The sequence below is a fragment of the Delftia sp. PE138 genome, from assembly GCF_018320755.1.
GTDB classification, from domain to species: Bacteria; Pseudomonadota; Gammaproteobacteria; order Burkholderiales; family Burkholderiaceae_C; genus Comamonas; species Comamonas tsuruhatensis.
In genome coordinates this window covers 163239-175756 of sequence record NZ_JABEPN010000009.1, presented here as the reverse complement: position 1 = coordinate 175756, position 12518 = coordinate 163239, and the positions used below count along the sequence as shown (strand labels likewise).

The following is a 12518-nucleotide window of genomic DNA, read 5'->3' as shown; positions in this document are numbered from 1 at the left end:
GCGCGCCCTCCCCGACGATACCTATCAGGGGCACAGTCCTGCGGCCTGCGCAGACTCGTGCTGGAGCCTGCGCTCCAGGTTTTGCCAGTCGCTATGAAGGTCGCGCGCCACGCGCGGGCGCCTGCAAAGCGCAACGTGGTGCGCCTGGGACAGCGGTTGCAGCGCGGCCAGTGCCTGCAGGCGCAGGGCATCGTCGTTCAGCAGTTGCGCGGCGGCCAGCCGGGCCTGGGCGATTCCGATTTCGGCATATGCACGGGGTGCAGGCAGCTGTTGCGCCTGGGCCTGGCGCACTTCAGCGGCATCACCCATGCCTATGGCAATCCAGAGCCAGGCGATCCAGCTGTCCTGGGAGGCGTAGTGGCCGGCCTTCTTCGGCGGGGTGCGCTCCACGCTTTGGCGGGCCAGTGCCACGGCAGCGCCAGTCTGGCCGTGCTCGGCCATGAACCGGGCATGCAGGGTTTCGGCCTGCATCAATGAGAAGATTTTCCATTCACGGCGCTGAGCCGAATCCGCAGTCACGGCATGTGCAGCTTGCGGCGCTGCCTGAAGCGCGGCCTGGAGCGCGATCACATTGGCCTGCAACTGGGCTTGCGCCGCTTCGGGGTGGCCGCTGGCATCCAGCAACCGGGCGAGCTTGATGCGCGCGTGCAGCAGCAGGAAATCGTCCGGCGCATCGGCGTCGGCGCGGCGGATCTCCACGGCTTGCACCATCCGATCAAGCCTTTGCGCCACGGTCTGATCAGGCGGTCCCCAGAACGCAAGAACTTCCTGCACGCTGGCCAGCACCCGGCGTGCAGGGCCTGGCACGTCCTGCAGGTCGGCCACCAGTCGCTGGCGCAAATTCGTTGCCTGCTCGGCGGTATCCGCCGTGTCGGCCATGCCTTTCAATGCAAGGGCACGCTGCAGATCACTCTGTGCCCGGGACTGCGTCATCGCCCAGGCCGATTGGTAAAGTGCTTTGGCGCGCGCCTCGGCCAGAGGATGGTCGTCCATGAGTTGCAGTTCCCCGGCGGCTTCCAGGTAGATCTCCACCCGTTGCTCTTGGGCAGACGGGGGCAGTTGGTCGGCCTGGGCCAGGCGGGCCTCGATCGCGGCCAGGTGCTGCTCCGGTACGTAATCACGGCGGGCAGACAGCTCCACATCCCACAGCGCAGCAAGAACCTGCCGCCCCTGCGGCGCAGCTTGATGAATGCCCATGACCATGGCCACCGGCAGCAGCAGGCAGGCCAGGTAGATTGCCAGGCCCGCTGCGCCTTCGGCCCAACCGGGCGCACGCGATTGCAAGGAGGGCAGCAGTGCGCCTGCAGCGGCCGCGCGCCGGACAAAGGGCCAGCGCGCAAAAGCGGGTTGCTGCAGCACGCCGAATGCGCGGTGTACGGCATCGGCCTCACTGACCGGGGCCTGGCATGCCTCCTGTTGAGGAAGCGTGTGCAGGGTGCGATGCACGGCCCGCTCCAGTTGCATCACACGCCATTGCCACGGCAGCCCCATCAGCAGCACGCCGGTGAGGATGGAGATCAAGGGGTCCCGGCTGAACCAGGCCAGCCCACCCAGCGCGGCCATGCCCGCCAGTGCAAACACCAGCCGCATTGCGGGCAGGCGAGCGAACAGCAGGCTCTCCACCACGCGGCCGCCATCCAAAGGCGTGAGGGGCAACAGGTTGAATGCGTTGACGACCAGGGTCAGCAGCAGCAATTGCATGGTCCAGGCGGGTGGCTGCGGGAGCAGGCCCCAGCCTACGGCAGCCAGCGCTCCCACAGCCAGCAACAGCCCAGGCATGGGACCGGCCAGATAGACGCCCACTTTTTGCAGCGGCGTGGCATCCGCCTTTTCTCCGGTGGCCATGCCGCCCAGGCCAGGAATGAAGAAGACGGATTGCCGCTGGTAGCCCGCCCAGCGCATGGCCAGCCAATGCCCTCCTTCATGCACGGCGATCACCACCAGAAGCATCCACGCCATGTCCCATGAAAACAGCACGGCGCCTGCTGCCAGGAACAGCGCCGCCGTGATCCAGAAACTGCGGTGGCGGTTGTGCGCCATGCCCAGCCCGCGCTGCACGGCTTTCTGGTAGCGAAAGCGCAGCGCCTCGGACACTTGCCGGACCTGCGGCCCATGAAGGCATGCGTCGGCAGATGGGCTGGCGGGCCCCGCCCTGTCTTCCTTGCGCACCTGGCGCAAGGCGCGCCAGGCCAGCCGCAGCGACTCGCGCCAGCTGAGCCGCCAGAACCCGGGCCCGGCAGGCAGCGCACGGCCCTGGGCCACCAGTGCAGGGACTTGGCTCCGGCCCCACTCATCCAGGCGCTGTACCGCCTGGTCAAGGCCCTGGACCACGGGAGCCCGGTCGCCGGACAGGCGCTCGGCGTAGGCGGCCCAGGCCGATGCGGTATCGGGCTGGGCATCGTCCAGGTAGGTCCAGCCGGGCGGCGCAGGCAGGCTTGTCTGAGGCAGGCCATTGAAGCCCATCCAATTGCGCCCGTCGGCAAAGAATGTGAGCCAGGTCACGGAGCCCACGGTGCGGCCATGCCTGGCGCTTCCCGCCTGTTCGGCCTGGACCATCGCCCAGGCCCGCCCGTCGGCATGGACGAACAAGTCCACCTCCAGAGGAAGGTCGGGATCCATGGCCTGCGGATGCGTGCCCTGCAGGCTGGCACACCAGGTGAAGCCCAAGGCTTGCAACTCCGGCCGCATGGCATCCAGCACCGCCCGTGAGTCGGGCTCCAGTGCCTGGCGCTCCACCACGGCCATGGGCGCAGCACGCAGGCGCAGGCGCATGCAGTTCAAAGTGGCCAGCAGCAGCGAGAGCGCATACAGCAAGGGAATCGCGCCCAGCAGCGCCAGCCAGGGCGCGGCTTGTGAGAGCCAGTTCATCATCTTGAATAGTCTTGTCGATGGAGTGTGACGGTTCTGATGTGCCCTCCCAAAAGCTCCTCCAGGCAGATCAGCATCGGGATCGTAGCCTTGCCACCCGTGATGCGACAATCAAATCAAAGGACCATTCTTCAAATGAAAATCGCCACCTGGAACGTCAATTCCCTGTCCGTGCGCCTGCCGCAGGTGCTGGCCTGGCTGCAGGCCAACCCTGTCGATGCGCTGGCGCTGCAGGAGCTCAAGCTCACCGACGACAAGTTTCCGCTGCAGGCGCTGCAGGAGGCCGGCTACCACGCGGTCAGCCATGGACAGAAGACCTACAACGGCGTGGCCTGGCTGACGCGCACGCCGGTGCACGACGTGGTGCGCAATATCCCGGGCCTGGATGACGAGCAGGCCCGCATCATTGCCGCCACCCTCGATGCCGAAGGCGGCCCGGTGCGCCTGATCAACGGCTACTTCGTCAATGGACAGGCGCCGGGCACCGACAAGTTCGCCTACAAGATGCGCTGGCTGCAGGCGCTGCAGGACTGGGTGAAAAGCGAGATGGCAGCCCATCCGCGCCTGGTGCTGGTGGGCGACTTCAACGTGGCCCCCGAGGACCGCGACTCCTACGATCCCATCGGCCTGAAGGACACGATCCACCACACGGTGGAAGAGCGCACGCATTTCCAGGCGCTGCTGCAGCTGGGCCTGACCGATGCCTTCCGCATGTTCGACCAGCCCGAGAAAAGCTATTCGTGGTGGGACTACCGGATGCTGGGTTTCCAGAAGAACCGGGGCCTGCGCATTGACCATATCCTGGTCAGCGAGGCCTTGCGTCCCAGCGTCACCGCCTGCATCGTGGACCGCGCGCCGCGCAAGAACCCTCAGCCCAGCGACCATGCGCCGGTCGTCGTGACATTGGGCTAGGTTTTCAGACTTGCGCTACAGCATGTACCGGCGCAGCCAGTGGATGGCCTCGATCTGCCCGCGCAGCATCAGGGACTGGCGATGCAGAACTTCGCTGAGTGGCGCCGGCAGACGGGACTGCTCAGCAGCCTCATAGGCGCTCAGCCATTGCTGCTGGCAGGACTCGGCCTGGTCCAGCACGTAGTCCGCGCCCTCTTCCCTGCCCAGCAGCCCGTCCCAGAAGGCGTTGCGACGCAGTGCGGCACGGCTGTCGCGCACGGGCAGCACCACGCCGCCGTTGGCGTCGATGGCGCGTTCCAGGTCATCGACCAGGACCTGGCTGGCATTGAAGTGGCGCGCCAGTACCTGGCCTATCAGTCCCTGGGGCATGGGATCCATGCATTCGCCCAACCGGACATGGGCCTGGCGACCCAGGGCCAGCACGGCATTGAGCAGCGCCGTGGTCTGCAGTTCCAGCGTGGAAGCCGCAGGCTGTGCGGGCGTGCGCCGGCGCGCCTGCAGCCAGGAGGCCTCCACGGCCTCACGCACCTGGTTCCAGTGCAGCAGGCTGCCGCCCCGTTCCTGCTCCCAGCGTTCTTCCAGCCGGGCTTCTGCGGACTCGAAATCCTGCTGCGCGTGTTCCGGCGACAGGGAAGCCTTCCAGCCCAGTGCATAGGCGGGCCGGTATTGGTCGTAGCCGCGCCCCGGCACGAAGTACGGCTCCAGGAAATAGCGGTCATGCCAGTACGCATCGACCGGCTCGCCGAGCTTGCGCGGTGTCGATGGGCACATCACGCCCGGGCGGGCGGGTTTGGCCTTTTGCCAGAGGTTGGAGAGGACTGTGGGCACGATAGGTCGGGACGTAGGCCGTTCCAGCGAAGAGGACTCCATTGTCCCCAGCCCGGGCGGCACGGCCCGTCAGCACCCCGGGCGCCGGCCTGTAGGAGTCGGACCCTTGCCAAGGCAAGGGCCCAGCCGCCCGCCGGCTTGCCTTACTCGAAGGCGTCCTCGTCCATGCCCAGCTCCTGCAACTTGCGGGTGATGGTGTTGCGGCCTATGCCCAGGCGCTGGGCGGCCTCGACCCGGCGGCCGTGGGTGACGGCCAGGGCCGAGCGGATCAGCTGCGCCTCGAAGCGGCGGGACAGCTGGTCCCAGACCTCGCCATGCCCCTGGGCATGGGTGTGCTCCAGCAGCTGGCGCGCCTGCTGCCCCAGCAGATGCACCCAGTCCAGGTCGGACGTGGCCAGTCCCCCGTCATGCGGCTGGGCCAGCGACGGGGCTGGCATGGCGATGCGGCCCACTCCCTCTTCCGCCACGGCCGGCGCATGCGACAGCACCACCGGTGCGGGCACGCCGGCACTGCCGCCGCCCACGGGTGGCGCGGCCTCGCCCAGCACCTCGGGAGGCAGGTCCTTGACCGAGATGACCTGGGCTGGCGCCATGACGGTCAGCCAGTGGCAGATGTTCTCCAGCTGGCGCACGTTGCCGGGAAAGGCGAACGACTGCAGCCGCTGCATGGCATCGACCCCCATGCGCTTGGGCTCCACGCCCAGCTGCCGCGCGCTTTGCTGCAGGAAGTGGCGTGCCAGCATGGGCACGTCTTCGTTGCGCTCGCGCAGCGCGGGCAGGCGCAGGCGGATGACGTTGAGGCGGTGGAACAGATCCTCGCGGAAGGCGCCGTTGCGCACGCGCTGCTCCAGGTCCTGGTGGGTGGCGGCGATGACGCGCACATGTGCCTTGACGGCCTGGTGGCCGCCCACGCGGTAGAAATGCCCGTCCGACAGCACACGCAGCAGGCGCGTCTGCAGGTCGAAAGGCATGTCGCCGATTTCATCGAGAAAGAGCGTGCCGCCCTCGGCCTGCTCGAAGCGGCCGCGCCGCTGGGTCTGTGCGCCCGTGAAGGCGCCGCGCTCGTGGCCGAACAGCTCGGACTCCAGCAGGTCCTTGGGGATGGCGGCGGTGTTGATGGCCACGAAGGGGCCGCCCGCCACGGGCGAGTGCTTGTGCAGCGCGCGCGCCACCAGTTCCTTGCCCGAGCCCGACTCGCCCGTGACCAGCACCGTGACCTGGCTCTGGCTGAGCCGGCCGATGGCGCGAAAGACGTCCTGCATGGCAGGCGCCTGGCCCAGCATCTCGGCCTGCAGCGGGGCCTGTGCCTCGGCCACGTCCTCGCGCAGGCTTTCCTCGACGGCGCGGCGGATGAGTTCCACCGCCTTGGGCAGGTCGAAGGGTTTGGGCAGGTACTCGAAGGCTCCGCGCTGGAAGGCCGAGACGGCACTGTCCAGGTCGGAGTACGCGGTCATGATGATGACGGGCAGGCCGGGCTGCTGGGCACGGATCTGCTCGAGCAGTTCCAGGCCGGAGCCGCCGGGCATGCGGATATCGCTGACCAGCACCTGTGGTGGCTGGCGCGCCGGGTCGCTGGCATCGACATCGGACAGTGCCGTGAGCACGTCGCGCGCCTGAACGAAGCTGCGCGTTGCCCAACCTTCCCGGCCCAGTGCCTTTTCCAGCACGAAGCGGATGGAAGGGTCATCATCCACGATCCAGATCGGTTTCATTGGTGGTGCTTCCTTCCCTTGTTGCAGTGTTGACTTCCGTGGGCCTCAAGGCAGGGGAATGAGGATGCGGAAATCCGTGCGGCCCGGCTGGCTTTCACATTCGATCAGCCCCTGGTGGCGCTGCACGAAGGTCTGCGCCAGCGTCAGCCCCAGTCCCGAACCGCCATCCCTTCCCGATACCAGCGGATAGAAGATCCGCTCCTTGATGGCATCGGGAACGCCTGGCCCGTTGTCGATCACATGCAATTCCAATGCCAACCGGTAGCGTTGGCGACCAAAAGTTACCTGGCGCGCCACACGGGTTCTCAAAATGATCTCGGCATCGCCGGCAGCGATGCGTTCGTGCAAGGCCTGCGCCGCGTTCTGGACGATGTTGAGCACGGCCTGGATCAGCTGTGCGCTGTCGCCCCGGAACTCGGGAATGGAGATGTCGTAGTCGCGCGTAATGGTCAGCCCTGCAGGATGCTCGACCAGCACCAGCGAACGCACGCGCTCGCAGACTTCGTGGATGTTGACGTCACCGACCTCGTGCGGATGGCGGTGCGGCGCCAGCAGCCGGTCGACCAGCGCCTGCAGACGGTCGGCCTCGTGGATGATGACTTCGGTGTACTCGCGCAGCTCGGGCGCGTCCAGATCCATCTGCAGCAGCTGGGCCGCGCCACGGATGCCGCCCAGCGGGTTCTTGATCTCGTGGGCCAGGTTGCGGATCAGCTCCTTGTGCGCCTGGGCCTGCTCGCGCAAACGCTCCTCGCGGTCCTGGCGTGCCTGCTGCTCCAGCGGCCAGAACTCCACCAGCACATGGCCGGGCCGCTCGGCCAGGGAAACCGTGACGTGCACAGGAAGCGCATCGCCCCCCACGCGGTGCAGGCTGGCCTCGAAGCGCAGGGCGGCGAAGTCGTTGTCCTGGGCGCCGCGCAAGGCCTTGTCCAGCAAGGCCGGCTCGGTGAAGCAGGCTGCCAGCTCGCTGCCTTCGAGCATGCGGCGCGACAGGCCCAGTGCGTTCTCAAGGGCCGCGTTGGCGAAAAGCACGGCGCCTTGCTCGTCGAGCACGGTCATCAGCGTGCACAGCAGATCAAGCGCCTGATAGGAGGCCGGGGGCGCCGGCCGGTCGTCCTGGATCATGGCCGGGCTCGCATGGGCCGCTCGGGCCCGTCAGTTCTTGGGAAGTCGATCCAGTTCGCGGCGGATGCCGGCGACATCGCCTTCCTGCCGCGAGATGCTGCTCTTGAGCTGCTCGACACGTTCCAGATAGCCCTGGGGATTGCGCAACTCCAATGCGGTGCGCTGGGGATTGCCATCGTTGTACTCCTGACGCAGCTGTGTCAGCTTCTCCTGGGCGCGGGCCAGCTCGCTTTCGAGGATGGTCCGCGCATCGGAGTCGCGGGCCTTCTGGGCGCTGCTGTTGACCTTGGCCGGAGCGGGCGATCCTGCCGCAGGAGCGGCGGAGGTGCGCGGCGCCTGGCCGCCGCCCGAGGCCGCCGGCTTGCTGCCGCCATGGATCACCGTCACATGCCCGCCGTCCACCGGCTTGCAGTCCTTGGCCTTGGCCTGGCTGACGTTGTTGGTGTACTCGTTGCCGCAGCGGTAGATCACGTCCTGGGACCAGGCTCCTGCCGACAGCAGCGGCAGCAGCAGCGACACAAACAGTTTCTTCATTCCATTCCCTCGGGTAGCCAGATCGGAAGGGCCCGGCTTGTCCGGGCAAGTATCGCTCCATCTTCCGGGCTGGACGTCATTTCTTGAGCGGGACAACCCCTTTTGGTTCCGCGCCCAGCATACCCAGGTCCTGGCCGAAAGCAAAAAAGGCGGCTTGCGCCGCCTTTTTGCCGACCCGCCTTACAGCGAGAAGTACATGTCGTACTCGACCGGGTGCACGGCCTGACGGTAACGGGTCACTTCGCCCATCTTCAGCTCGATGTAGGCATCGAGCATGCTGTCCGAGAACACGCCGCCCTTGGTCAGGAACGAACGGTCTGCGTCCAGTGCTTCCAGGGCCTGGTCCAGGCTGTGGCAGACCGTGGGCACCAGCTTGTCCTCTTCCGGGGGCAGGTGGTACAGATCCTTGGTCGCGGCTTCGCCGGGATGGATCTTGTTTTCCACGCCGTCCAGACCTGCCATCAGCAGGGCCGAGAAGCCCAGGTAGGGGTTCATCAGCGGATCGGGGAAGCGTGCCTCGACGCGGCGGCCCTTGGGGTTGGCCACGTAGGGGATGCGGATCGATGCCGAGCGGTTCTTGGCCGAGTAGGCCAGCTTGACCGGAGCCTCGAAGCCGGGCACCAGGCGCTTGTAGCTGTTGGTGCCGGGGTTGGTGATGGCGTTCAGGGCACGGGCGTGCTTGATGATGCCGCCGATGTAGTACAGCGCGAAGTCGGACAGGCCGGCATAGCCGTCACCTGCGAACAGGTTCTTGCCATCCTTCCAGACGGACTGGTGCACGTGCATGCCGGAGCCGTTGTCGCCCGGATAGGGCTTGGGCATGAAGGTGGCGGTCTTGCCGTAGGTGTTGGCCACGTTCCAGATCACGTACTTCATGACCTGTGTCCAGTCGGCGCGCTCCACCAGGGTCGAGAACTTGGTGCCGATCTCGTTCTGGCCGGCGCCCGCCACTTCGTGGTGGAACACTTCGACGGGAATGCCCAGCTGCTCGAGCAGCAGCACCATCTCAGCGCGCAGGTCCTGGGTGCTGTCCACGGGCGGCACGGGGAAGTAGCCGCCCTTGTTGCGCGGACGGTGGCCGCGGTTGCCGGACTCGAACTTGGCGCCGGAATTCCAGGGGGCTTCGTACTCTTCGATTTCGTAGAAGGTGCTGCCGGGTTCGGTGTTCCAGCGCACGCCGTCGAAGATGAAGAATTCAGGTTCGGGACCGAAGTAGGCGGTATCGCCCAGGCCCGAGGCCTTCAGATAGGCTTCGGCACGCTTGGCCACCGAGCGGGGATCGCGGTCGTAGGCCTTGCCATCGCCGGGTTCGATCACATCGCACTGCAGGAACAGCGTGGTCTCTTCAAAGAAGGGGTCGATGTTCGCGGTGGCGGGATCGGGCATCAGTTGCATGTCCGATGCTTCAATGCCCTTCCAGCCTGCCACCGACGAGCCGTCGAAGGCGTGGCCCGAGGTGAACTTGTCTTCGTCGAAGTGCGACACCGGCACCGTGACGTGCTGCTCCTTGCCACGGGTGTCCGTAAAACGAAGGTCCACGAATTTGACCTCGTTCTCCTTCACCATGTTCAACACGTCTGCAACGGTCTTTGCCATCAGATCTCTCCTGCCAATCTGGCTGATCAAAAAAGATAAATACTCTTAAGCAGTTTGCGTGCCAGGCTGCATCCATTGAGTGCATGCCCGCAGACTGGCACCTGCTTGGCGCGCCAGCCCCGTGATTCTGCCGCCTTGCGTGGGCGTTGTGGATGACATTGCAGCTTGGCCCGGCCCGAGTGACCACTCACCAAATCGGTGCAGATTTGGATGAAGGGCCGCAAATCAGATATTGCGCACCAATTCAGGGCCAAGACTTGCACCAAATGAGTGCAGACCTTCCAGCAGCGTGGGCCAGGCCTTGGTGACGGCACCAGCTTCGCCCTTGACACCAAGTTCTATGTGCCGGCCGTGCTTGGAATCATCCACGCTGGGCAGGCTGAACACCTTGACGCCCGGGTGGTCGCGCTCTATGGCCACCATCAGCGGCGTCAGCGTGGCTTCCATGCCGCCGTAGACGATGACCGAATGCTCCCGCTGCACCGTGCTGTGGAAATGCTTGGCATAGCGCTGCTCAAGCACCCACTCGACCATGGGCCAGGCCATGACCGGGAAGCCGGGCACGAAGTGCACCGTGCCGCTGGCGCCCGAACAGGAAAAGCCCGGGATCTTGTTGTAGACGTTGGGGATGATGCGCGCGCCTTCGGGGAAGTTGCCCATCTGCAGCCGGTGCAGGTTGTCGGCCCGCTGGGGCTCGTAGGGCTTGCCTTCCTCGGTGGCCACATCGCGCATGCGTTCGCGGATCAGGGCCACGGCTTCCGGGTGCAGGGCCAGCGGCACGCCCAGGGCCTCGGCCGCGCATTGGCGCGTGTGGTCGTCGGGCGTGGCGCCTATCCCGCCAAAGCTGAAGAGCACGGCCTGCGATGCGAAGGCGCGGCGCAGGGCGTCGGTGATGCGTGCCCTATCGTCACCCACGTACTCGGCATGGGCCAGGGACAGGCCACGCGCGCCCAGCAGCTCGATCAGCTTGGGAAGGTGCTTGTCGGCACGCTTGCCCGACAGGATTTCGTCTCCGATGATGAGTGCGCCAACTTGAAGGGTCATGTGGTCTTTTCTTGCGGGGTGGGGGGAACAGGGGCTGTGCCGGCGCCTTGCGGCGCGTCGGGAGCGTAGGGAATGATGGGTGCTTCGGGCAGCGCCGGCTCCTCCTCGCGCATGCGCTGCAGCGCCGCCAGGCAGAAATGGGCAAACCACAGCGAGGAGAAGGCGAAGATCAGCGCATAGATCCAGATGGCCACCGGAATCAGTATCCAGAAGGCTGCAACGAAGACCACGCCCGAGGCCCAGACAATGGCCGGAGCCGCCCCCAGGTAGCCACAGACCACGCCCATGAGCATCAGCGCCAGGCGGTGGCGCAGGAACAGGCTGCGGCGTTCTGGCTTGCTGGCGTGGGCAGACAGCGCGTCGAAGGCCATGACGCGGTAGGTCAGCCAGCCCCAGATCAGCGGGGGGATCACCACCACCAGGGGAGGCACGAACCACAATGGAACCGATACCAGCAACGCGATCAGGGCGATCAGCGAGGAGCCGGCCGACCACAGCAGGCTGCCGATCAGGGTGGCACCCTGCCTGCGCTCGAGTGCCGGAAAGCGCCGTTGCGCCACCAGCTCGACCAGGGCCGGCGTCATGAACAGCGCCACCAGCAGCAGCGAGACCACGACCAGCACCGGCGTGACCGAGAGAACGACCAGCACCGGCGCCACCAGCTCGGGCAGCGATTGCACGCCCATCCAGGACCAGACCGTGTGCAGCCAGCCCACGCCCTGCAGGACTCCTTCCGTCCAGACCACGGCATCGGCCCAGAAGAAGTAACCCAGCAGCCAGGCCGTGATGGCCATGAAGAGCAGGGGAAACAGCGACCATGCAATCACCCGCTTATGCAGGCAATACGCCGTCGCACGCCAGAAGGAATCGAGTAGCAAGCCCATGCCGGCAAGCATACCCCGAGCCCAGCCTCAAGCGCGACCCATCAACCTTAGGAACCCACGCCATTGCTGGGCCCAAAAGCCCTGGCCGTAGTCGCGCAGCTGGCCCTGGGCATTGGGCTGGACCTGGTCGCGCACGCCGGTGGGATCGAAGCGCAGCTCGAAATTGGCGGTGCCGAACAGCATGTCCCACCAGGGCAGGAGCACGCCGAAGTTGTTGCCATGCGCCTTCTTGTTGCGCACGGGCGCCATGGGCTCGTGGCCAATGCCGATGGCGTGGTGGCGGCGGTGAAAGCGCGGGCTGATCCACAGCCGCTCGCCGATGGTGCCGAACCAGACGCGCAGGTTGGCATGCTGGAAGCTCTCGCTGAGCTGGGTGAAGGCCACGATGGCCACGAACTGGCCTGGAGCCACGCCGATGAGCTGGGCCACGAGCACGATGATGGTGTCGCGGATCACATCGTCGAGCAGGTGATTGCGGTTGTCGCTCCAGACCGTCATCTGGCGTTGCGAGTGGTGCAGCGCATGCAGCTTCCACCACCAGCCGATGCTGTGCTGGCCCCGGTGTATCCAGTAGTCGAGGAAGTCGAAGGCCAGCAGGTAGATGATCAGGCTGACCCAGGCCAGATCGGTCACGCCGGGCCAGACACCGTCCAGGTGAAAGCTCGGCAGGCCCCAGACATGCAGGCGGCCCATGAGCTCGTCCCACAGCGGGTCCAGCGTGAAGAACAGCGCCAGCCTGAACAGGCCCAGCCGGTGCACCACGGTATAGATGATGTCCACATGGATGGCGCGCCGGTCGGTAACGGGCTCGACGGGCCGCCAGTACTGCAGCGGCGCGATCACGGCCACCATGATGAAGATCTGCAGCAGGCCCACCAGCAGCCAGCCTGTGGCGTCGTAGGCATCCTCCAGCAGGCTGGCCTGTCCCAGCCAAAAGAGCACAGGCTGGACAACGCCCTCGAACAGGCGCTGCTGCGCATTACCGAACCACTGAATCCACCAGTCCACACCACGCTCC

General features: G+C 66.2%; 10 protein-coding genes. 1 reads left to right on the top strand and 9 read right to left on the bottom strand.

What is annotated here, in order from left to right:
- Positions 1 to 24: 24 nt before the first annotated feature.
- Positions 25 to 2871 (bottom strand): site-2 protease family protein, encoded by a 2847-nt coding sequence (locus tag HFGMBDPB_RS25400; protein WP_249343690.1) that lies wholly within the window; start codon positions 2869 to 2871, stop codon positions 25 to 27.
- Between the two features lie 132 nt (positions 2872 to 3003).
- On the opposite strand from HFGMBDPB_RS25400, the gene xth reads away from it, so the two are divergent.
- A complete protein-coding gene (xth, locus tag HFGMBDPB_RS25395; protein ID WP_016451300.1) occupies positions 3004 to 3780 on the top strand; it encodes an exodeoxyribonuclease III in 777 nt (258 codons plus the stop codon).
- 15 nt (positions 3781 to 3795) lie between these two features.
- On the opposite strand, the gene HFGMBDPB_RS25390 is transcribed toward xth, so the two are convergent.
- The 8 genes from HFGMBDPB_RS25390 to HFGMBDPB_RS25355 all read right to left on the bottom strand — a co-directional run bounded on the left by HFGMBDPB_RS25390 (position 3796) and on the right by HFGMBDPB_RS25355 (position 12508).
- Complete coding sequence (locus tag HFGMBDPB_RS25390; RefSeq protein ID WP_239009652.1) at positions 3796 to 4608, bottom strand: hypothetical protein; 813 nt, start codon at positions 4606 to 4608, stop codon at positions 3796 to 3798.
- 143 nt (positions 4609 to 4751) lie between these two features.
- Positions 4752 to 6320 carry a nitrogen regulation protein NR(I) gene (gene ntrC, locus HFGMBDPB_RS25385; protein ID WP_160851831.1) on the bottom strand — a complete coding sequence of 523 codons (1569 nt, stop codon included), beginning with the start codon at positions 6318 to 6320 and terminating at the stop codon, positions 4752 to 4754.
- A gap of 45 nt (positions 6321 to 6365) precedes the next feature.
- A complete protein-coding gene (gene glnL / locus HFGMBDPB_RS25380; RefSeq protein ID WP_016447543.1) occupies positions 6366 to 7442 on the bottom strand; it encodes a nitrogen regulation protein NR(II) in 1077 nt (358 codons plus the stop codon).
- Between the two features lie 30 nt (positions 7443 to 7472).
- On the bottom strand, positions 7473 to 7976 hold the full coding sequence (locus HFGMBDPB_RS25375; RefSeq protein WP_017404153.1) for a hypothetical protein: 504 nt from the start codon (positions 7974 to 7976) through the stop codon (positions 7473 to 7475).
- 180 nt (positions 7977 to 8156) lie between these two features.
- On the bottom strand, positions 8157 to 9572 hold the full coding sequence (gene glnA / locus HFGMBDPB_RS25370; RefSeq protein WP_016447544.1) for a type I glutamate--ammonia ligase: 1416 nt from the start codon (positions 9570 to 9572) through the stop codon (positions 8157 to 8159).
- A 225-nt stretch (positions 9573 to 9797) separates the two neighbouring features.
- Positions 9798 to 10616: a competence/damage-inducible protein A gene (locus tag HFGMBDPB_RS25365; protein ID WP_212646520.1), complete on the bottom strand. Its 819-nt coding sequence runs from the start codon at positions 10614 to 10616 to the stop codon at positions 9798 to 9800.
- A complete protein-coding gene (locus HFGMBDPB_RS25360; RefSeq protein ID WP_212646519.1) occupies positions 10613 to 11512 on the bottom strand; it encodes an EI24 domain-containing protein in 900 nt (299 codons plus the stop codon). Before HFGMBDPB_RS25360 ends, HFGMBDPB_RS25365 begins: the two co-directional genes overlap by 4 nt.
- 15 nt (positions 11513 to 11527) lie before the next feature.
- A complete protein-coding gene (locus tag HFGMBDPB_RS25355; protein ID WP_013801177.1) occupies positions 11528 to 12508 on the bottom strand; it encodes a sterol desaturase family protein in 981 nt (326 codons plus the stop codon).
- Positions 12509 to 12518 lie beyond the last annotated feature (10 nt).